At 38.9% G+C, this 22,305-nt stretch carries 15 protein-coding genes and 1 pseudogene; 2 read left to right on the top strand and 14 right to left on the bottom strand.

Annotated features, from left to right (window positions below):
• Positions 1-59: 59 nt before the first annotated feature.
• The 4 genes from IM797_RS19875 to IM797_RS19860 are packed head-to-tail and all read right to left on the bottom strand — an operon-like array spanning position 60 to position 4,979.
• Complete coding sequence (locus tag IM797_RS19875; RefSeq protein ID WP_194128918.1) at positions 60-1,652, bottom strand: DHA2 family efflux MFS transporter permease subunit; 1,593 nt, start codon at positions 1,650-1,652, stop codon at positions 60-62.
• A 2-nt stretch (positions 1,653-1,654) separates the two neighbouring features.
• Positions 1,655-2,731, bottom strand: a complete 1,077-nt coding sequence (locus IM797_RS19870; RefSeq protein ID WP_194128917.1) for an HlyD family secretion protein — start codon at positions 2,729-2,731, stop codon at positions 1,655-1,657.
• Positions 2,732-2,742: 11 nt separating this feature from the next.
• A complete protein-coding gene (locus IM797_RS19865) occupies positions 2,743-4,092 on the bottom strand; it encodes a TolC family protein (RefSeq protein ID WP_194128916.1) in 1,350 nt (449 codons plus the stop codon).
• Between the two features lie 35 nt (positions 4,093-4,127).
• Positions 4,128-4,979 carry a DsbA family protein gene (locus IM797_RS19860; protein ID WP_194128915.1) on the bottom strand — a complete coding sequence of 284 codons (852 nt, stop codon included), beginning with the start codon at positions 4,977-4,979 and terminating at the stop codon, positions 4,128-4,130.
• A gap of 160 nt (positions 4,980-5,139) precedes the next feature.
• Between IM797_RS19860 and IM797_RS28760 the strand changes: the two are divergent.
• Positions 5,140-5,328: pseudogene (locus tag IM797_RS28760) on the top strand (hypothetical protein); the annotation flags it as partial.
• A 79-nt stretch (positions 5,329-5,407) separates the two neighbouring features.
• On the top strand, positions 5,408-5,488 hold the full coding sequence (locus IM797_RS28605) for a hypothetical protein (RefSeq protein WP_370583102.1): 81 nt from the start codon (positions 5,408-5,410) through the stop codon (positions 5,486-5,488).
• A gap of 326 nt (positions 5,489-5,814) precedes the next feature.
• On the opposite strand, the gene IM797_RS19850 is transcribed toward IM797_RS28605, so the two are convergent.
• The 10 genes from IM797_RS19850 to IM797_RS19805 form a co-directional block, all read right to left on the bottom strand.
• Complete coding sequence (locus IM797_RS19850; protein WP_194128914.1) at positions 5,815-7,086, bottom strand: PAS domain S-box protein; 1,272 nt, start codon at positions 7,084-7,086, stop codon at positions 5,815-5,817.
• A gap of 10 nt (positions 7,087-7,096) precedes the next feature.
• A complete protein-coding gene (locus tag IM797_RS19845; protein ID WP_194128913.1) occupies positions 7,097-8,227 on the bottom strand; it encodes a TlpA disulfide reductase family protein in 1,131 nt (376 codons plus the stop codon).
• A gap of 48 nt (positions 8,228-8,275) precedes the next feature.
• The gene (locus IM797_RS19840; protein ID WP_194128912.1) at positions 8,276-9,688 is read right to left on the bottom strand and encodes a RagB/SusD family nutrient uptake outer membrane protein; all 1,413 of its coding nucleotides are present in this window, start codon (positions 9,686-9,688) and stop codon (positions 8,276-8,278) included.
• Between the two features lie 10 nt (positions 9,689-9,698).
• Entirely contained in the window at positions 9,699-12,920 is a 3,222-nt protein-coding gene (locus tag IM797_RS19835; protein WP_194128911.1) for a SusC/RagA family TonB-linked outer membrane protein, read from the bottom strand.
• A gap of 284 nt (positions 12,921-13,204) precedes the next feature.
• The gene (locus tag IM797_RS19830) at positions 13,205-14,374 is read right to left on the bottom strand and encodes a FecR family protein (RefSeq protein ID WP_194128910.1); all 1,170 of its coding nucleotides are present in this window, start codon (positions 14,372-14,374) and stop codon (positions 13,205-13,207) included.
• 303 nt (positions 14,375-14,677) lie between these two features.
• Positions 14,678-15,370 (bottom strand): RNA polymerase sigma factor, encoded by a 693-nt coding sequence (locus IM797_RS19825; protein WP_194128909.1) that lies wholly within the window; start codon positions 15,368-15,370, stop codon positions 14,678-14,680.
• A 1,466-nt stretch (positions 15,371-16,836) separates the two neighbouring features.
• Positions 16,837-19,686: a pitrilysin family protein gene (locus tag IM797_RS19820; protein ID WP_194128908.1), complete on the bottom strand. Its 2,850-nt coding sequence runs from the start codon at positions 19,684-19,686 to the stop codon at positions 16,837-16,839.
• A complete protein-coding gene (locus IM797_RS19815; protein WP_194128907.1) occupies positions 19,687-20,121 on the bottom strand; it encodes a hypothetical protein in 435 nt (144 codons plus the stop codon).
• Between the two features lie 10 nt (positions 20,122-20,131).
• Positions 20,132-20,761 carry a hypothetical protein gene (locus IM797_RS19810; RefSeq protein ID WP_194128906.1) on the bottom strand — a complete coding sequence of 210 codons (630 nt, stop codon included), beginning with the start codon at positions 20,759-20,761 and terminating at the stop codon, positions 20,132-20,134.
• A gap of 8 nt (positions 20,762-20,769) precedes the next feature.
• The gene (locus IM797_RS19805) at positions 20,770-22,302 is read right to left on the bottom strand and encodes a RagB/SusD family nutrient uptake outer membrane protein (RefSeq protein ID WP_194128905.1); all 1,533 of its coding nucleotides are present in this window, start codon (positions 22,300-22,302) and stop codon (positions 20,770-20,772) included.
• Between the last annotated feature and the right edge of the window lie 3 nt (positions 22,303-22,305).

Here is a 22,305-nt window from a genome sequence, read left to right as displayed (position 1 = left end):
CAGATGGATTCTCAAAATATAAATCGATCTGGAAGGTTTTTTTCATGTTTACTAGGGCGTTAGTGCGCTGAGTCAACTACGATACTTTCACCCTTTTTGATCCTCGCAAAGAAAATCAGCGGAATCACAACGGCACACATTACACCGATGAGTAAAAAACCTTCACCATAGCTTACTACCGCTGATTGCACATTTAACGTTCCGTTCATTGTGGCCATGGCCATCTCATAGGCCTGTGTATAAGATTTGCCATCGCCCTGGTATTGATTGATCAGCCCATTCATTCGTTCCATAGATTGTGGATTATACAGCGAGAGGTTATCCATTAGTTCGATACGATGAACGGCCATTCGTCTTACCACGTAGGTGTTTACCAATGCGATGCCAACTGATCCGCCGAGTAATTGTAACATATTGGATAAACCAGAGGCCTGGCCAATGCTCCGGCCTTTAAGCCCGGTCAGTGTCAGACTTGCTGCAGGCACAAAAATAAAACCAAATCCAAGACCTCTGATTATTTGTGGCCATAAAAGATCCCATTCTCCCGCTGCCAGTGTTGTATGCTTATAAAAGAAATATGAAAATGCGATTACCGCAGAAAATCCAAAGATTAACAGGAACTTTGGATTTATCCCTTTTTTAACAAGCGCACCGTTTACACCCATTAACATTCCGGTTAGGAAGGCCCCGGGCAAGATCAGCAATCCCGTCCGGGTTGCGTTCCAGCCCAGAAACCCCTGAACAAATACGGGGTATAAGAAAATGGACACAAAAATACTCATCCCGAATACAAAGCGTAAGATGGAGCCTATTGCTACATTCCTGTTGCCCAGCACCCTCAGGTCTACTGCAGGATTTTTAGTGGTTAGCTCCCGCCAGATGAATATAACCAGACCAACTATCGTAAGGGTAAAGAAGCTGGTGATAAAATTACTGGCAAACCAGTCTTTTCTTTCTCCTTCTTCAAGTATCATCTGTAAACCTCCAACTCCTACGACCAATGCCCCGATGCCAAGCCAGTCTATTTTTCCAGGTAATTTTACCGGTGTTCCTTTGATGTATTTCCATGACATAAACGCAGCTACGATACCAATCGGGATATTGATATAGAAGATCCAGTTCCATGAAAGATTATCCGTTAAAAAACCGCCCAATAACGGTCCAAGTGTTGGGCCGATAACAATGCCGGCGCCGAAGATACCGTTGGCTTTATCGAGTTCTTCGGGCGGAAAGGTTTCTACCAGGACTGTCTGCGCTGTAGCCAGTAAGGCTCCTCCGCCTATGCCCTGCACAAAACGCCAGAAGATGAGCATTTCTATGGATCCCGACGTACCACAAAGCAGCGAGGAAACCGTAAAGATGATGATAGATGCGGTGAAATATCTTTTGCGGCCAAAAAGATCGCTTAAAAAGCCAGTCATGGGTATAATTACCACATTCGATATCGCATAAGCGGTAACCACCCATGCTGTTTCTTCAATGGTAGCGCCCAGGTTACCTGCAATCTGACGTGTGGCTACGTTTACAATTGATGCATCGATAAGTTCCATCAACGCACAGGTAATAACGGTGATCGTGATCAGCCACTTACGAACTCCTGTTTCAAAAGTAGGCTGCTGTACTGCTTCCAGCGATTGATTGTTGTCATGCATGATTATTTTGTTTTAACTTTTACAAATACGCTCATCCCGGGACGAAGGGGTGTTTGTTTATTGTTACTGTTTCCCAATACTATTTTTACAGGTATACGCTGTGTTACTTTTACGAAGTTTCCCGTAGCATTATCTGCTGGAAGGAATGAAAATCTGGCACCCGTCGCCTGTGCAATGGATTCTACATGCCCTTTGAATTCCTCATCTGGATATGCATCAACCTTTATTGTGGCCTCTTGTCCTGGTTTCATTTTCTCTACCTGCGTTTCTTTAAAGTTGGCAACAACCCATACCTTTTTGTTATCGGTAACAGCCATAAGAGGTTGCCCCGGAGCCACGACCTGGCCAATCTGTACATTCTTTTTAGATACTATCCCGTCGGCTGGCGCAACTATAGTACAGTAAGAGAGCTGTAACTTTGCAGCATCCAGGCTATTTCTTGCCTGTTCTACCGCCAATTCCGCGAGTCTTATGTTCTCGCTGGAGTTAGAAACCAGGGTCTGCGTACTGGTAATCTGTAAACGACTGGCATCAATTTGCTTTAATAATGCATTCTTTTGGCTTTTTGCTGTTTTTAAACGTGCTTCTGCTTCCGCCTTTGTTATTTTTGCCTGGTCAAACTGTTGTTGGGTAGCCGATTTTTGTTGCAGCAGATTTTGGTAGCGTTCAAAATTTTTACTTGCTACAAGGAGTTGCTCGGCAGCTGATTCAATGGCGGCATTTGATGCCGAAAGATTTGCAGATACAGCATCGGCATTTGCCGTGACGTTCGAAACATTCACATTCGCTGTATTCTTGTTGTTTCCGGCAAGGGATACGTTGTGCTGTGCTTGTGATAACGAAATTGCCGCTTGGGCTACTGCGATTTTAGAGGCGGCATCGTCAAGAAGTACCAGTGTATCGCCTTCTTTTACCTGTTGGTTGTCACTCACCCGTATTTTGGTAACCATCCCATTAATACGTGGAATTACGGGGCTTATATCTGCTTCCAGCTGTGCGTTATCTGTGCTCTCTGTTGAACAACTGGCCATCATCAGCATCATCGGGAGCAAATAAATTATGTTTCTAAGATTATTCATTTTTAAATTTTTTATTGTTTTTTAAAGAAGAGAAGATTGCCTTTAGAAAGGATACTATTATAAACAGCCAGTTCGTTATTGGCTTGTGCAGTAGCGAGGTTCAGCTCCGCCTGTAGCAATATGGAATTGGCTTCCAGGAAATCGGTAGGCGTGGTCACCTGTTCCTTGAGCTTGTTCTGCTCCACACGGTAATTTTCTTTTGCCTGTTCCAGCTGTTTCTGCACAAGGCCCAGCTTTTCCAGTGTTTTTGACACCTGATGCAATGATGCCTTTACCTCGGACTGGATCTGATCACTTGCCTGTTCGCTGTTTCTGAGTAATTGCTGTTCAGCTAATTTTGATTCACGAACCCTTGCACCGTTTGTGTATAGTGAAGATATGTTCCAGTTTAACCTAATCCCGGCCAATGCGGTTGGGTAAAATTTATTTACTGAAGGAATTACCCTTTGATTTGGATTATCTACATTGAAAGTGGCAAACAATCCCAAAGTTGGGAGATAATCTGCGCGGATTGATTTGGTGCGGTATGCTGCAGATTCCACCCGGCGTGAGAAACCACGTAATTCCGGACGGTTTAACCAGAGCTTTTCATCACGTGACTGTTCTGGTTTAACGGGTAATTTCCCAATCTCTGCATCTGTAATTGTGATGAGCGTATTTTCGCCCAGGCCTGTAGCAATGCAAAGGTTATCATTTAAAATAGCCTTGTTGGCCTTTACCTCAGCCAGGGTATTTTGCAGGTTGCTCATGGCAAGGTCTATTTTAAGCACATCATTCTCCAGTACAAGCCCTTGTTTTAGCAGCGTTTGCATGTCCTTTTTGCGCTCTTGTAAAGTTGATATATTGGTCTCAATGATATATGCTGATTTTGTAGCATTATATAATCCATACCACATCTCAAGTACTTGTTTTTGCAGGCTTATTTGTGCTGCCTCTATGTCATACCGAGAAGCTTCACTTTCCCTTTGCAGCGATTTTTTATTATATGCGTTTTTACCTCCGCTAAACAAGGACTGGTTAAGCTGAACAGCATTGAAGGATTGGTTCAGTAGTTGTGGATTTATGCTGAAACTTCCTGTTGGCATTTGGATATTAAAGGGTGTAATATTACTGCTGACCCGCTGGTAACTGGAGGTGATTGATAATTGAGGTAAATTTGCATGTTCTGCCTGGGTTACCCTTGATTGGGCAATACCATATTGAAGACTATCTGCCTTTAATCTTTTGCTATTTTCCATAGCCATTTTAAGGGCCTGTTCCAGGGGAAGTATGGTCTGCGCAATAGCATTGTTTTTAATGACTAAAAGCAAAACAACAGCCATTATATAGCCCCGGAAACACTTATGTTTATTGACTTTCATTGAGAATTTGATTTATAGATTTTAATTGGCCGGAATTAATTGCAGTCTCCACCGGGCAGGCAGATTGCGCCCTGGATATCTGTAGAGGGATGTTCTTTCTTCCACTCGTTGAAAACACTGTTCAACGTACGCTTGATATTAGCGGGTGAAACAGCTCCGCTAAAAGCGGCTTTATTGCCTCCCAATACAAAAGTGGGCACACCTTTTCCTCCTAATCTTGCAAAGTCTTCAATATCTTTTTTCACTTCATCAGCAAACTTATTGCCTGCCAGGATTCCCTTTACGCTCTCTTTATCCATTTGCATTTCTACAGCTATGCGTATCAGTGTAGCATAGTCCCCAACATCTTCTCCATTGATGAAATGTGCCTGGAATAACCTTTCTTCAAGGATATCAGCTTTACCAATGGTTTTCGCATATTGTATCATACGATGCGCATCAAAGGTGTTCGCCCAAACCAATTTGTCCATGTTGTATTTTAAACCAACCCCGGCAGCCATTCTACTGACCTGGTCATTCATTACCCTGGCCTGTTCTACCGAGGTGTGGTGATGTGCTGCGAGGGCCTCATCAGCATTGAGCCCGTTGCCGCTTTTAGCATCGGGAACTAACTGGAAACTATGCCATTCAACTTCTATCTGATCCCTGTTTGGGAAATCTTTCATTGCCGTTTCAAAATTTCTTTTACCTATGTAGCAAAATGGACAGGCGATGTCAGACCAGATATCTACTTTCATCTTTTGATTTACTGTTTGCATGTTATTTAATTTTAAGTTTTTTTTGTTTGAAGTTTTATCTACCCCTTTGTTAGGGTTTTCCTGGCTACAAGCCGTAAATACAAAGGCCATCAAGAGTAGCTGGAAAAGTATGGTTGTTTGTTTGATCATATAACTGATTAGATAGCTGAGTGATTATGCCACAAATTTCCGGCTTGGCAACTATAAATCAGTTATGTCTTACCTTTAGTGTAGTGGTTACAAAAAGGGAAGTATATTACCATTGTATATGTTGATAATTATAGGGAACTTAGTCTAAAATAATATTGAGATGAGTGATAATAATATAATTTACGATCTGGAAAATCCAATGTTATGCGGAAAAATGCTTCGCGGCATTCGTGACGCCAAGGATGTACTGAATAGTAAATGGAAAACTTTTATTATAGGTACATTAATGTATAAAGGGAGTATCCATTTTATGCAGTTAATGCGTGAAGTAGAAGAGATAGCACCAAGAATGCTGTCTAAGGAATTGCAAGAGCTGGAATTGCACCAGCTTATAAAAAAGAACTGTATTGGATACCAAGCCGATAAAGGTGCAATACGAGATTACCAAGCATGGCATGAGCCTGCAAACTGTACTCAATGCCATGGCAGATTGGGGGCTTGTATCATAGGAAAGAAATGGTTGGCAGTTAACCATGTGATTTCAAATTATAATCTAAAAAAAATAGGTAACTTATTTTTTTAGATTATAAGTAAATATTATGATGAAAATTTTTATTGAAATTTTAACTTCTAAAATAATATCGTTCAAAAGTATCCATTTTTAAAAATATCGTTATAAATTATAATCGATACAATATATTAATTATTTATTTTTTAAATATATAATAATAATTTAAAAGAAAATTATAATGAAATTTCAACAAAAACGGTTTTTCAAAGCAAATATTAATTATTTTAAAAATCAAACTTCAAATCCAGTCTAATCTTTCTAAGCTTATTTTTCAACAGAGTTACCGGTATGATCAACTATACTTTTGATAATCCTATCAAGTTCTGCCGCTGAATCCAAAAGATAGGTCAGGATCTGTTTATCTTCTTCTCCAATAGCTGAACTCTTGGATAATAAATCAACCAATCCTAGGATACGAGCCAATGGCGCCCTAACAAAATGGGATTGCATAAATGCAATTTCATTAAGCATTTCATTTTTTCTCTGTATGGCTTCTGTAAATTCTATATCAGAAGTAATATCCCGTACAATGCATAGCCGGCTATCACTTCCCATAAATGAGATATTGCTGTAGCTGACATCCGCAATGAAAGGCTTACTGTTTTTAGGATAATGCATGCTAACAGTTTGTGAACCGATGCTATTTTCATACTTGATTTCTTGGAGTGAACTGGTCTGATTTCTTATTCCTACTGAAAAAATAGTTTGTATGCTCATTTTCAGGAATTCAGCCTCAGTATATCCATAACGTTTCACTGCAGCAATGTTCACCTGAAGAATATCAGCATTAGCAGTGTTATATATCAATATAGGCAAAGGATTCAGCAGGAACAGACTTCGATAATGTATCTCGGATTCCTCCAAAAGCTGCTTGCGCTTTAATGTCATGATTGCCTCTTGCTGAAGTCTCTCAAAAAGGCCCTCCGATTTCTGAATTGCCCGCTCCATATCCTTTATAACCAAACAAACGAGCATGACCAATACAAGGTCAACAACCAAAAAATTGAGCGCATAAATACTCCATGTTTCGAAAGTATACCTATCAAGAATAGCTGAATTAAATAATTTAAATCTAATGAGAAACGCAAAGCCAACACAGATCGTTAAATTGGCAATTATCGAAACATACGCTAGTTTTCTGGAAAAAGAGAGCGATATAAAGATGCTAAATGCAAGTAAATAAGTGCTACCTACCTCAAATGAACCAAGAGTTGCTATCTTCATAACAGAAAACAACATCAACATGCCTGCGACAAAATACTTGCGTAGTTCAAATCCCACATTTCTGTTAAGCGTTAGCAAAATAATTAATGACATGCCTACAATGTCAGCAAAAGCAATAAACAGCTCGCCCATTCTATATTCCACAATTACAGATGGGATCAACGATAAGAGCCCTAAGGGAAGACCATAAATGACTAGGAAGGTAAAAAGACGGTTTTGAATATTTCCGTCTTTACCTTCCTCATTTTTTATTCCAATTTCCTGCACATAACTACTATATATATGCCAGTAACGTAGCAGGTTTGAAAACATAGCGTTAATTTTACGGTTTAGCGCCATTCAGAACTTCTTCAAGTTTCGCATCTAAAGCATTACCTCTGAGATTTTTACCGATAATCTGTCCTGCAGGATTTACAAGGAAACTTGCAGGTATAGTTTTTATACCATAATGATCTATGATCCCTCCATTTTCTTTCCGCTCATCGATTAGCTGTATCCATGGCATTCCATCTTCCTTTATTGCCTTACCCCATTTCGATTTATCTTTATCAACAGATATACCGACTACGGTGAAATTGCTGTTTTTATATTTATCATACGCTCTTAACAAATTGGGATTCTCGGCACGACATGGTGCACACCAACTTGCCCAAAAATCAATCAACACATACTTTCCCTTAAAATCACTAAATCTGATTGAATTTCCTTCCTCATCTTTCAACTCAAAATCTGATACAGATTCACCTAATGCTGCATTTTTTATTGCTCCCAGGTAGCGCAAAACCTGTTTGCCTGCATAACTTTCTTTTACTTTGGCTCCTAAAAGTTTATATAATTCTGATATCATTTCCCCTTTACTTTTCGAACTGAGGTCAAACAAAAGATCGGCACTAAGGTAGCTGTTCGGGTTACTTTTTATGAAAGTTTCTGGAATAATCAGGGAATATTCAAGTCTAGCAAGCTCCAGTTTTGATTCCAATCCAGCCCGTTTAGCTAATGGTAATCGCTTAATTTGCTCATTCAAATCCAGGTATTCTTTATATTTTACTGCAACCAGGGCATTATATTTTTCATATTCATGCTGCGTTCTGGAGCCAGATATTTTAATATCTCTAAACGTTTCCTTGCTACGTACGCTACCCGTTAATGTCATATTCCCAGGTTCTGCATAGAAAGCATATTTCATTGTAGTGGATAAAACCGGCAAGTAGGCAGAAATCATAACAGGCTCTCTTAAATCAACTGCCCAAGTAAATTTTCCGTCTATGACCGGCAAACATACTTTTTGAATTTTCCCGTGATATGAATAATAAAAGATCAAACTATCAGCAGTCAGCTGTTCAAGACTCCCCTGCACTACAGTTTGTGCACTTAACTGATAGCTGTTTATGACAAGAAATAAAAAAAGGATGTTTTTTTTGAAGTGATTTCTCATAGTAAATTTTTGATGCATACGATATTTAAGAATAAAAGCGGCACTTGGCCGCTTTTATTGAGTAGTTCAATAACCATCATTCTGTTTTAGATTCGTATTATTTATAATTTGTGATTGTGGAATAGGATAGAGTAGATCAGTTGAATGCCAATTATCCCCCTTTAATGCACCTAAAACCACATCTGCCCGCCCGGTGCGCTTCAAATCAAACCAGCGATGTCCATATTCAAGAAATAACTCCACCTGTCGCTCATGTTCTACAGCCAGCAACAACTGTTCTCGGCTTTGAGCAGTAGTACCACGCAGACCAGCGCGTGTACGAATTCGGTCAATGTCAGAAATAGAACCTAAAAGGTTATTCTGCTGAGCGCGGGCTTCAGCACGGATCAGATACTGTTCAGCCAACCTCAGTACCACAGCAAACTCAGTATTAGCTCCCGCGGTGTTAGAGGTATATTTCGCAGCATAAGCTATCCCTCCAGGTGAAGTTCTTACCCAGGCAGCATATCTGTCATCCTCAAGATCCGGAGTTGTTGAACTTCGTTCAAAAGCAGAAACCAAAGTAGTTGTCAAAGCCTGATTTGGATCTGCAGCACTACTGGTTGGCAATAACGCTCTTGCAATAAAAGGATAACCGAACTGATTGGTATTAAATGCCCATATCGTTTCAGTACTCGCCTTTAAAAAGGTTTCATTTAGCCTTGGTAAACCAAACATGGGTTGCTGGGCAATTACCTTTGAGGATTCTGACTCGGCCAATGCATAATCCTTATTGTATAAATAAACCCTGGCCAGAAGAGCTGTTGCCGCCCAGGTATTTGGCCTTGTTCTTAGATTGGCGGACCATGAATAGTTTGCAGATAGAGCTGATTGCGCATCCTTAAGATCCTGAATCATCTGGCTATAAATTTGCGCTACCGGGGTACGACCCTGGACCCGTGTTACCAAAACATCTGTCGACACTACCAGAGGAACATCACCAAAAAAGTTAACCAGCGTAAAATAGCAGAAAGCCCTGACAAATTTAGCCTCGCCTATCAACTGCTTTTTTAATGTCGATGATAATGACGAAGCCTCCATACCGGAGATGATCTTATTTGCCTGATAAATGGTTTGATAAGGACTAATCCAGAGTGAAGTAATATTGGTAGATTCCGGTAGAATAGTGTTTGTTACAAATTCATCATCCGGACTAGACGGCCAATACATCTCGTCAGCCGAACGCGCAGGAATATTGATCACAAAAGTGCCAAATGTGGAGGCAGTAACGGTACCTGCATTTGTAGTGTTGTACATCACAGAATACATGCCGTTCACAGCTGCCTGAGCAGTAACTGAATCCAGAAAAACCTCATTGCTTGTAAGCTGATTTACAGGAACATCTACCTCGATTAATTTCTCACAGCTGCTGAATAAAATCATTACCAGAGATAAAGCTGAAATGATATTTAATTTATTAATTTTTAAAATATTTTTCATCACGTTTATATTAAAATGAACACTGAATACCTGCCGTTATCATTTTTAGCGGTGGCAAAATTGAACCTTGCGTTTCAGGATCTAAACCTTTATAATTCGTTATCGTAAATAAATTCTGTCCACGCAAAAACAACTGTGCTTTTTTAGCCTTTACAGTTCCAAGCAATCGCTCTGGTAAAGCATAACTGAGCGATAAGTTTCTAAGGCGGATAAAGGAGGCATCTACAATGACTGCATCCGAAGCGATATACCTTGCATAAGATGAATAGGCTGAAGAACTTGTAAGTGTACTCGGCTTGAAGGGAATATCAAGCATATCACTGAGCTGACTACCTATTAGTCCAGGAAAAGCAGTTTGAGCAATACCTTTCTGCCGAGCAAAGTTAAATAGCAAATCCAAACGCAACCGCTTATAAGTTAATCCGGATGAAAGCCCACCAAAAAATTTCGGATCTCTCGGCGCTGCTACATAATAATCATTGGTTAAACCAAATCTGATACTTCCATCTCCATTTAAATCCTCAAATTGCGCTACTCCATCAACAAACCCCGTGTGCTTATATACAGCATAAGAACTGATGCTCTTACCGACTTGATAGGTATTTCCATATAAGCTAAATAATTCCGCAGGAAGATTTAATAATTTATTTCTGGACGCAGATATGTTAAAATTCAGCTCCCAGGTCAGCGAATTGCTCTTTACTGGAACCGTATGGAGATCAAACTCGACTCCGGAATTCTCTATCAATGCGTCCAGATTTTCTGTATAGGAAACAAAACCGGTTTGTGCAGGTAAAGGTGCAGATCTTACTACCATGTTGTCAGATCGGTTGCGATAGTAAGAAGAGGTTAGTCTAATCCTGTCTTTTAAAAAACCCAGCTCAGCTGCAATTTCGAACTTGCGGTTCGATTCCCATCTGAAAACAGGGTTAGCAATTCTAGTAGGATAAAAGCCAGAATTACCACCATAACTTGAGGTAGTGGTCGTATAAGTATCCATATAACCATAATTATCTACCTGATCATTACCAATAACTCCGTAACTGCTCCGCAGCTTTCCGAAACTTAAAAAATTGAGTTTTTCTTTAACAAAAGATTCCTCAGAAAATATCCAAGCTGTACCTACAGATCCAAAATTCCCATACTTTTTTCCTGGACCAAAGCGAGAGGAGCCGTCCCTCCTGAAAGTTGCATTGAAGATATATTTATCCGCAATATTATAATTCAACAAACCAAATCCCGATACATAACGGTAATCTGAACTAAGACTTCTTATCGTAGTAAATACTGCTGCATTTGTATAGCTGCCCAACAATGCTTCAGAAGCAAATGTATTAGCGTTAATGAAATAGGGCATCTCGTTTTTACTATTTTGCCAGGCTCCGCCCAAAGTAGCTGTAAGATTTCCTCTCCATAACTTAGTCTTGTAATCCAACTGGGGTTCAGCAATGTATACTTTCCCTTCATTACTATTGTAAATCCCTGATGACAGCGGTGTTACCACCAGCGGGTTTTGTGCACTTCCAGGATTTGTAGCTGTCAGCTTCTGAGAAACCATATTATAACCTAAGTTGGTTTTAAAACTCAGACTCTTTAATATCTGATAATAAATATTTGCACTTAAGACAATATTGCTACTCTGGTTAAGCAATGCCTGTCGAGCTGTTCCAAGTGGATTATTAAAATTCCTGATCCAATAAAGCTGCCCGGCAGGATCATAAAGCGGATAATTTGCAGGTATGGTGATCGCAGCTGCTGCAAAATCTGCACCTGGCATGTTGTTGTTACTAATACTTAAATTCGCACCAAGATCCATTTTCAATCGGTTATCGCTGGATGCATGACTACCGCGGAGATTAAAACCTCCCCTTTTAAAACCTTTTCCTCCGTACATTACAGACTTTTCGTCCCGATAGGTACCGCTAAATAACAGAGATGACCTATCGGCCCCCATAGCAAGTGATGCCGTCGCTTCATTAAGCCTTGCGGTATTACCTATCAGAAGGTCCTGATAATTTTTATTTGCAGCCTGGTCCCAGACTAGCAAATCAGGAGCAGTGACTGCTGTGGGCTCAAGGTTATCATTTGCAAAAGCTTGCTTACGTAGGGCTAGATAAGCCTCCGAAGACAATAATTGACGCTGCTTTACCACCTCCCCTAAACCACTCATAAAATTAACATTCAGGGTAGGCTTTCCTTTTCCTGCCCTCTTAGTTGTGATTAGCACAACGCCATTTGCTCCTCTTGATCCATAAATCGCTGTCGCATCTGCATCTTTTAAAATAGTCATACTTTCTATATCCGCAGGATTGATGTTGTTCAGAGGATCAGTATTTCCATTTGCCTGGCCACCTAGAATCGTAACAGCAGGTCCCAACTGCTGATCTACCGGTACGCCATTAAATGGCACTCCATCTATGATATATAAAGGAATTAGACCTGAATTGATTGAGTTACGTCCCCTTATTAACACTGTAGTTGACGCCCCTGACATACCCGAATTAGATTTGATATACATTCCAGGAACCATTCCCTGAAGTGCTTGAATAGGATTTGCAATAGGTTGCTTCTCCAGATCTGCAGACGTAATCTGAATAGCAGAACCTGTATTCAATTTCTGTGTAGTTGTATAGTATCCCTTGTTGATAACCACCTCATTCAGTTTAGCTATTTCAGGTTTCATGCTGATCTGCCTTAATCCAGGACCGGCTTTTAATCTGGCTGTTTCATATCCTAAAAAATAAATCTCTATGGCTTCATTTTCTTCGAGATTCGTTAGTTTTATCGTACCACTGTTATCGGTACTGAATACCTTACTGGTCCTCAAAATCTTAACAGTTGCCCCTGGCAATGCATTCCCTTGCTCATCTGTAATCTTAAGGGTCAAGTCCAGAGCGGGAATAAACGCTTCCCTGAGTCGCTCGATGACCGACGACTCTTTTCTTGGCAATAAAGTAACCGTATTTTTATACATACGGTAAGTGATTGGTTGATTCTCAAAAATCCGCTCCAATACTTCTTTAAATTCTGCCCCTTTCACATTGATGGTAACCTCTGCAGACTGATCCAGTAATTCTCCTGTTGTTATAAAATTAAATCCACTCTGCAATCTCAGTATCCTGATCACCTCCTCGAGCGGAGCTTTGGATTTGGACAAAGTAATTTTTTGTGCAAAACCAGCAGCGCTGACTTGCATTAGAGATGCTATGAATATGACGGTGGTTAATCGCATAATGAGCCATATTTTGTGGTATAGCCGCACAGCTACACCATTTTTTTTTGTATAAAATTGATACATTTGTTTTAAAGTTTGGTTAAGCAGAATGCCTTCTGATTCGAAGTTTCAGGCACCTGCACATAAACAGTTGATTTTTAATTGATTGTCCGGACACAAACCAGAGTGTTTCCGCACTTCTGGTTTGTTTTTCTTAAATTGATTCTAGTAGCTTTCTTTTCATTTGATTTGGATTGGTTAATAATTTATTAGTTAAGGTTTGAGAAATAGATGCGAAATAGCTATGGCCTGGATACATATATTTTTCTCCCATCGATTTTAAAGTTTACTTTCCCCGTAGATTCAAGTGTATTGAGTACCTCAGATACATTTTCGAACCTAGATACCGCACCCCAGAACTTCTCTGTCGGTATAGATCCAGTATAAACAATATCAACATTGTACCATCTTGCGACCATGCGCATAATCTCATCTATTGGTAAGCGTTCAAAAGTAAAATTGTTATTCTTCCATGCTACAGCCATTTCTGTATCTACTTCTTTTACCTTGATGAGCTGCCCATTATTCAGTGCCTGATTACCCGGTCTGAGTATTGCTTCCATGTCGTTTGAGGAAATCTTCACACTCCCCTCTATAAGTGTAGTCTTCACATTTTTTTCATCCGAATAAGCATTTAGATTAAAATGCGTCCCCAGTACCTCCACCCTTTGTCCTGTACTTTCCACAATAAATGGATGTGACTTATCTTTTGCGACTTCAAAATACCCTTCACCTACAAGCTTAACCATTCTTTTTCCATTCTCTATAAGCTTTACTGGATATGTTAAACTTGATTCCGCATTTAACCAAACCAAGGAACCATCTGGTAAACGGACCTGATAGGTTTCTCCTTTTGCTGTAGCCAGAGTATTCACGGTAGCTACTCCCATCTCATTAACTTTAGTACTTGTAATTTCGTAAAACAATTGACCATTTGAAGTTTTTGTAATGACCACTCCATTCTCCTCACCTAGTTCACCATTTTGCATTTCAGTAAGCTTTACTTGTTTCCCATTGGCTAAAGTTAACGTCGCGCCTTGTTTTCCGGGAGAAATATCGCTATTGTAAACAACTTCTGAAGTTGGATTATCCAGCTTATTACTACTGAGAAACAAGATACCTGTCGAAACAATAATGAGGCCAATCGCAGCCGCGATTCCGATTTTGAGCCAAAGCTTAAATTTTTGATTTTTTATTCGATCAACCTCAACGTACTGCTTGAATTCCTGCCACCTCAAATCCGTACGATACTGCTTATAACCCCTAAGCAAGTTAGAAGTCTCAGTCTTTATATCAGATAGTTCAGTCAATATTTCTTTTTCCTGCTTTGTCAGGTGATTAAAATCTGATTGTTCTCTCTCCAGGTCACTCATCAGATTTTCCCAATTGATATCTTTGTTATTTTGGCTCATATTCATATACATGACGCAACAACACTTCATATGGGTGACAGTATTTCAAAAAAAATATCCGATCAGAATCAATGAGGTATAATTTTTTATAGAATATAATGGCAATTTCATTAATATTCCCGCAGATAACAACAAAAAAATCTTTATTAGCATTAGTTGAATTTTCTAAAGATCGTCAAGCTGTTTGTTTTTTATTAGCTTTTATCAGCTTATCACAGGTTTTCATAATCATTATGATCCTGTCACGACCGGAAGAGTGTTTTTTTTAGAAGATCATTAAGCCCTTCATAACTAATTTTAAAGTTATTTCCAGTTCGATTTTTTGAACATCTGAAAAGCTCGCTTAAATACGAGTCGGTCAATGAAGTTCAGGACATCCATGCGAAATGTTAGATAACCAATCTGACTATTTAAACTTGCAGCCAGAAAATCCTTCTTTTGAAAACCAATGGAGTGTAATCCAAAATACAATTTAAAAAAAGCACTGATAAACAACAAAATCAGAATTTTCCCACGGAATTTCATATAAGTCCTTCGTAGCTGTGTTTTAACAGTATTTACAGAAATACCGAGCTTATTGGCAATCTGCATATAACTCAAGTCCTCAAGGGCATGAAGTTCAAAAACTTTTCTACGCTCCACAGGCAGTTCATCCAGCAGTTTAAGAACTCTAATTAGACGTTGGTCATTATCAGGAATTTCCAAACTTTCTGATTCTTGAAAATCTGCATGCGACAGCAAATCGCAAAAACGTTTATCTGATACAGATTTTTTGCGAAGATAATCTATACACCCATTTCTGACAGATCTATATGCAAACCGTTCAAAATTAGTTATAAGGTGAATCTTATCTCCTTTTTCCCAGTATTTTACAAAAAAATCTTGTACCAGATCCTCAGCTACATAATGATCATCAACGATTTTATAAGCGATCATACAAAGAAATTGATGATTTTTTTTAAACAATTCTTCAAATTTCTGTATTTCCCGATTCATGAATTAAATATAGTCAATTAGATTTCTCCCGTTCCGCGGAAGACACAAAGCGGGCTTAAAATATAGATATATTGACAGAATAACAAATTTCATTTTCGGGAAATCATTAATTGCAGCAATCAATATCATTTTAATTCGGCAAAGCAAAACAAAAAAACACAAAAACACCTGACGTTCTTTATATTTCCATTATTGAAAATAAATAAGAACATATCAAAAAACATTATTTAAATAGGTAGTTATTTTAACTGCTGCTGAAATCCTAGGAAGATTAGAAAAGCATTTGGTCGCCTTGCTAGCTACATTCAATAAGACCTTAATAATCAAAAGCTATATTGCTAACAAATTCCTTATTAAAGGAGAACTTATAAAACCACTGTTGCGAAGCATTACACGCATGCTAGTGCCCATGGCATATATTGAAAAATATTTACTTTCAGTTCCTCAGTAATAATCCAGCTGCCTTTTGAGTGCAACTTGGGGTCAAAAGCCGAACCGGTCACTGCCGGTTTCCAACTCAAACTCACCAGTGCTTAAACTGGGAACAGTGTTTTTGCTTTTGCCGTTCTTAAGATTGGCATGCCGGCTTGTTTACCCCTCACGCAGATGATACAATGGCTCTATGCTCATCATCAATTCCAGAAGATATTTTATCTTTAGAGCAAGAAACCCATTAGTGCCTGTCATTTTTTTGAGGGCATATAATCTAGCTATAGATTCTTTTTTGAAGCTTCCCCAAGGACGAAGTCCTTTTGAATACCTATAAGACAATAAAAACTAATGAAAGATCAACGTGGGAGTTTCGTCAAATCTGACATCTTTATTCCGCAATCAAATTTACGTTTAATTCCGCTCCATAATGACCATTTTATTTCGGCGAAAACTAAAGTATTTTGTGCTTAAATGCACATTTTTCAGTTAGAATGGCTCAACTCAACTTTCAGTTTTAGCTCTAAATAGAGAACGCTCAGGGCTGATAGGTTCTACGGATTGGATCTTCGTTTTTGAGCGGCTTATAACGGCTTATTTAAGATGGAGTTAAAATGTAGGCATGACAGTTCTGTTGGTAAGGATCCTGTTTGATCGCAAAAGGCGGGTGAAGGGAATGATGACTGGATTTGAGCCATTTCTTTTGGCGCCAGGTTATGGGTTATCTGGAATTAATTATCTTTGGTGGCAATTTGTAGGGCATTAGCTACTACGCTCGGTAGACCATCAGGCGGTCAGTTTGATCCGAAACACATCGGTTACTTTCACTGAAATGGGCACTTTGACTTGAACTGCTTGAAAAAGTCATTTGGGAATCCTAATTTGTTTTCTTCCATTGTTTAATCACAATACGAATGACCTAAATCTTTTTACAATTACATAAAATTCAAGACATTAACAAGAATGAACAACTTGCTATTCTATTATTAACTAGCTCAGCCAAATATCTTTGATTAAATAAGGCTGAGCTAGTTTTCTTATTTTTCCGGTAGAAGCACAAAACGAATCAAATTATCATCTGCGAAATATTTAGATGCAATTAAATTCAAGGACCTTGGAGTTAACTTACTAAGCTCATCCATGTAGCCTAGTATCATTTCATCATTCAAATCATCTAGCCTGTTCCGGCTTAGGTAGTTGATCCAGAAACCATTACTTTTTAATGCACCCTGCATCGTAACTCGCTGTTCAGCAGTGAATTTCTGAATATCTTCAACATCAACTTCTTTTGTCTTCAATTGCTTTACAACATTTATTGCGGATGTAATCAATTTATCAACATTTTGAGGTGAACAACCGAAAGAAATTACGATAGCATATTTTTGAGCAGGAAATTTTTCATAGGTAACTGCTGCCGAAGGCGTATATACTCCGGATTCCTTTTCACGCAACTCTTCTGTTAGTTTTCTATTTAGTATAGATGACAATGCGTCCATAGCTATGTTGTTTGGCTCAGTATAACTGTAATCTCCACTGAACACCAGTGAAATACTTGCCTTATCTTCGGAACCGGCATACACTGTTTTAGAAATCATCCCCTTTGGAATCTCAACTATTATGTTTTTTGCCTGCTCTCTTTGCGGCGCCGAGGGAATAGAGGCGATATAAGTTTGTAACAAAGATCTGATTTTCTTCTCGTCAAAATTGCCAACAATGGTGAAAACGAAATCACCGACGTTTGCAAACCTTTCTTTATAGATTTCTAATCCCCTATTAAAATTTATCTTCTCTACATTTGCTAACGAGGGTGGAGATTTACGGATGTTATTTTGAGTCAATACACGGGTAATGGTATCCTGAAATATATTTTCAGGCGAGTTATACCTACCATCAACCATGTCACGATAGTTAATCAAGCTTCTATTAAAGAATAAACTGTCTGGTTTAGGCTGGGTTAAATATAAATTGATGAGCTGAAAAGTAGTCTCAAGATCATTTAATGAGGAAGATGCGTTTATACCTTCTGAACGATCACCGATGAATGGAGAAGCACTAACACTCTTTGCACTAAGAATTTTTTTAAGTTGGATATTTGTAAAACGTCCTACTCCACCTGAGGTTGCAATTCCTACAGCATTCTTTGCAGACTGTACTTCCTCATCAGAATAAAGTGAAGTCCCTCCCTTGCTTTGCGCAAAAATATTGACTTCATCATTCATGAAGTCAGTTTTTTTCAAGACAACTTTTGCACCATTGTTCAATATCAGCTCAGTGAAACCTATTTTGCCATTTTTTTTCTCTGATAATATACTTCCAGGTTTTGGCTTTTTTAACATCAATGGAGCATTTAAATCCAAATCTTCAATCTTTGATAGTTTATCATCTTCTGAGGATGACATCCAATCGTTCAGATCTTCTTCTGTAGGCAGATTTGGTATATCCTTTACTGTTGACATAATGATTATGTCCCTGTCTCTATCGGATATATATGTTGAGATAAAACTGTTTACCTCATCCAGAGAAATGCCATCGATCAGTTCTTTGATCAATTTCGTTTCTGCATCAACGCCCATGGTAGGACTGCTTTCTAGATAAAACTGAAGATAGTTATTTGCCAGTTCCAAAGAACTGGCCTTGTTCCGCTCTTTCTCTATTTTTTCATTTATACTGATCAAGAGTTTTTTCGCCTTCTGCAGATTAACAGCGCTAAAGCCGGTTTTCTTAATCCGTTGGATTTCTCCCCATGCGGCTGTAAAATTATCTTTTAAACTTCCGGGATTAGCCACGATCTGTATAGACAATGCCTCGACCCCCTTCACCAGGCTATTAATTCCAGCTGAAATGGATGAATAAGGAGGATTTGCCTGAGAAGCATCTGAAAGTCTTTCAGCCATCATCTGATTCGCAAAAAAAGATATCATTGATTTCCTGTATTCTACAACTGTAGTTGCAACTGAGGCCGGCCTTTTGTAAGCAATCTGGAAAACAGTTGACAATAATTCCTTATCAGCAACGGCAATAAAATGATTTTCACCTTTAAGTGGAATATAATAATCTATTCTTTTACGAACCACCACAGGCATTTTCAAATCTGAAAATTTTTCTTTGATCAATTTTTCAGTAGCATCTACATCTATATCACCAACAATTATAATTGATTGAAGATCAGGACGATACCAATCGTTGTAAAAATCCTTAATCTCCTGATGTTTGAAATGCTGAATCACATCATCTGTACCAATAGGACTTCTATCGGCATACCTAGAGTGATTAACCAACATTGGGAAAGTCTTTTCACCTACCCGCTGCTGACCTGTTTTCTGTAATCTTTTTTCTTCCATGATCACTCCACGTTCCTTCTCAATTTCAATTGAGTCCAATGTGAGCCCTTTAGCCCAATCTCTCATAATCTGAATGGCATTTTTTAACAGTTCAGGATCATTCGTTGGAATAGGCAATTGATAAACAGTCTCATCATAATTAGTATAAGCATTCAAATCAGCCCCAAAGCGAACACCCGCTTTCTCCAGGTAGTTGATCAGTTCATTTTTAGGGTAATGAATGGTGCCATTGAAACTCATGTGTTCAAGGAAATGTGCGAGCCCCCTTTGGGAGTCTTCCTCCAGGATGGAGCCTACTTTATTAGCCAGGAACAATACAGCCTTCTTTTCAGGAACTGCATTCTTTTGAATAAAATAGGTAAAGCCATTCGCTAACATTCCTGTTTTTACCGCAGGATTGAGTATGAGCGGTTCGTTTAACTTAAAATTTTCTTTACGGTCTTGTGCTTGCATAGTACCCAGAAGCCCAAAAACCATCAGACCTGTTAACACGATGTGATTATTTAAAATCCTGTTTATTTTATTTATAAGAAAATTGTTTTTCATTTATTTAGATATAACGATAACTTTAAAAATATTATTTAGTTCCCTGCTGTACCCTTCATTAGATATATTTAAAGAGATTAAATATCTACCAACCGGTAGGTTATTCTTTAGTGGGACAGATATTGTACCATCGCCACGGACAAAAATGATAGATTTAAGCATAGCCGCATCACCATTCTGGCTGGTTATGTCTTTTAAGCCAATTTTTATCTGAGCAGTACCCATTATGCCTTCCATTGGCGTAGAAACCCATGGAATGTTAAGCCGTTTACGATCATAATCTGCTTCAAACATCAATGTGTCAGAAAGTTCTTTTCTCACAACCAGTGAATCCGTGCTGTACTGGCCACCATCAGTTTCAAGATAACCTGGTGTTATTTTCTTACAGGCCGAAATCATCAGGACTGCAAGTATGAAATAATTTATTTTTTTCATCGCTAGTTCTTTAAATATTACCTAGAAGATAATCGTATCCTAATGACATCACTACACCATTATCTGTCTGTATGTCAGCGGAAGCTACAGGGACATCTATTTGTGATGTGACTGAATATAGACGCAGATATATTGGTCCTACGTTAGGAGCAGCAGGGTCATTGTATTGTTCTTTATATGCCCTTAGCTGGTTACCTGCTAGACAATTGAATTCTGTACCACCTCCTCTGGGATCTGATATACTATAAGATGGATTTCTAAATGCAAATTCATTCTTTAGAAATCTTTTGTCCAACACATGTTTCAATATCATTTCCCTGCATAAATCAACTGGTATGTCCTGAATGCTGTTGATGTTATTGACCAGCATATATCTCCTAATAGAATGGTTTGTAGGGCCCCAGAAAGTAATTTGCGGGTGTGCATTATCTTTTCCAGAAAAGAGCGTTTCTAAATTTGCTCTTTTAATGATGACTATGGTAGAATCCCAGTTATAAGAATCCGTTTTAAAATAGGCCATCATACTACCTTGATGAATCCCATTTGAAACACCACTGTCAATTACACTCTGCTTGGTACAAGCGGATAAAAAAATTACTCCGATGCCAATGTATCTTAGATAAATTAATATATTTCTCATGATCTCTCTTAAAAATGTTTAAGCCAATAACTGTTTTGACGCATCTCTGGATTATCGCTAAAAGCGGCATTCCCAACAGGGTCATAAAATGCCCCATCGGCAATATCCTGATCGGATAGCCTGCTGAAAGCACTACTCAATTCTGTTCTGTAATAACCGTTTCTAAGTATATCATAGTAACGGAAACCTTCCATTAGCAGCTCTTTTTCGCGCTCCCTGAAGATTATCAGCTGAAGACTGCCAATATCACTTGCAGAAGGATAGACGGCTGCCTTTGCACGATTACGAATCACATTCAGGTCATCTGCAGCTAGCCCAGATTTTCCTTGTCTTTCGCGACATTCCGCACGCAGCAGGATGATGTCGGCAAGTCGGATAAAAACCTTATCCTGATTGAAATTTATTACCTGGCCGGCTAAAAAGCCAGAAATCTGAACAAGTGGAAAACGCCATTTGTATGGATAAGCAAATCCACCTGTAATATCATTAGATAGATTGGCCATAGAATCCGGTTTAAAGAAATAAGCATTTTTTCTAAGATCTGTAGCTCCATACAAGTCGTTTACTGTTTGCTTAAGAAATTTTGAACTCACATTCTTTATGTCTCCCGCGTTGTCCAGTGGAAATACTGGATAGCTCTGATAAGACAAAGCTGCACTCATAGCCGTGCTAATAAAATAAGGATTGAACTCAGTAAAAAAATATCCACGCAATGGTGCTTCAAATATGCCCTCGGTGCTGTTTCCAACCAGAACTTTTGTACATACTTCTTCTGGTGTTCCTACCAGGCTGTATTCCCCACCCTCTATAACTCTTGTTGCAGCTTCTTCTGCCTTAGCATACAAAGCTGGCTCTTTATTCAAAGCCGCTTTCCAGGCATATACCTGGCTTAGCAAGGCATTGGCTGTACCCTTGGCCGGCGCATTTTTTGTGGTTATTGAGAGTCCATTTGGATCTTTTAGGTCCTGAACTCTGGGTAACATTTCAGCAGCTTTTTCTAGATCGGAAATAATGTAATCTGCAATAGCCTGCCAAGCTGTAACTCCTTTACGACCAACATCAAGGCTATTCTTTATCAAAGGTGCATTACCCCATTGTTTGATCACGGAAAAGTAAGCGAAGGAGCGGTAGAAATAAGCCTGAGCGAGATACTCATTTTTTCGCTGTTCTGTCATCCCTTGTGGTCTCGAAACGTTATCAATCACTAAGTTTGCACCGGCAATAACTCGGTACCAATTGTTCCAAGAAGTATACTGTGTTGTACTTTTATAATAGATTGGATCAAGATTCCGCAATCTGAAAATGCTGCCAGACTGATTAAGGACGTCGAGCTTTTCCCCTTTTAATACAGGGTTTGAAGAGCCATCCAGAGCCATTAACCGGAGATCAGCTTGAACACCAATCAGTGCCCTGTACAAATCATTTTCAGTTTTAAAATAGTTTTCAAAAGTTACAGAGTTTTGCGGCTCTATATCCAATTTCTTGCAACCAGAGGTAACAAGCAGTGTAAATATGATTATAAATAAGTTTAGATTTTTCATTGG

Source organism: Pedobacter sp. MC2016-24 (assembly GCF_015223055.1).
Taxonomy (GTDB): Bacteria; Bacteroidota; Bacteroidia; order Sphingobacteriales; family Sphingobacteriaceae; genus Pedobacter.
This window is presented reverse-complemented; position numbering and strand designations above follow the sequence as displayed.

What these genes read in the sequence shown, in the direction of transcription:
- IM797_RS19820 (WP_194128908.1), bottom strand. Translation starts at nt 19,686, where the DNA reads ATGAAAAACAATTTTCTTATAAATAAAATAAACAGGATTTTAAATAAT.
- IM797_RS19815 (WP_194128907.1), bottom strand. Translation starts at nt 20,121, where the DNA reads ATGAAAAAAATAAATTATTTCATACTTGCAGTCCTGATGATTTCGGCC.
- IM797_RS19840 (WP_194128912.1), bottom strand. Translation starts at nt 9,688, where the DNA reads ATGAAAAATATTTTAAAAATTAATAAATTAAATATCATTTCAGCTTTA.
- IM797_RS19875 (WP_194128918.1), bottom strand. Translation starts at nt 1,652, where the DNA reads ATGCATGACAACAATCAATCGCTGGAAGCAGTACAGCAGCCTACTTTT.
- IM797_RS19805 (WP_194128905.1), bottom strand. Translation starts at nt 22,302, where the DNA reads ATGAAAAATCTAAACTTATTTATAATCATATTTACACTGCTTGTTACC.
- IM797_RS19865 (WP_194128916.1), bottom strand. Translation starts at nt 4,092, where the DNA reads ATGAAAGTCAATAAACATAAGTGTTTCCGGGGCTATATAATGGCTGTT.
- IM797_RS19810 (WP_194128906.1), bottom strand. Translation starts at nt 20,761, where the DNA reads ATGAGAAATATATTAATTTATCTAAGATACATTGGCATCGGAGTAATT.
- IM797_RS19830 (WP_194128910.1), bottom strand. Translation starts at nt 14,374, where the DNA reads ATGAGCCAAAATAACAAAGATATCAATTGGGAAAATCTGATGAGTGAC.
- IM797_RS19850 (WP_194128914.1), bottom strand. Translation starts at nt 7,086, where the DNA reads ATGTTTTCAAACCTGCTACGTTACTGGCATATATATAGTAGTTATGTG.
- IM797_RS19870 (WP_194128917.1), bottom strand. Translation starts at nt 2,731, where the DNA reads ATGAATAATCTTAGAAACATAATTTATTTGCTCCCGATGATGCTGATG.
- IM797_RS19835 (WP_194128911.1), bottom strand. Translation starts at nt 12,920, where the DNA reads ATGCGATTAACCACCGTCATATTCATAGCATCTCTAATGCAAGTCAGC.
- IM797_RS19860 (WP_194128915.1), bottom strand. Translation starts at nt 4,979, where the DNA reads ATGATCAAACAAACAACCATACTTTTCCAGCTACTCTTGATGGCCTTT.
- IM797_RS19845 (WP_194128913.1), bottom strand. Translation starts at nt 8,227, where the DNA reads ATGCATCAAAAATTTACTATGAGAAATCACTTCAAAAAAAACATCCTT.
- IM797_RS19825 (WP_194128909.1), bottom strand. Translation starts at nt 15,370, where the DNA reads ATGAATCGGGAAATACAGAAATTTGAAGAATTGTTTAAAAAAAATCAT.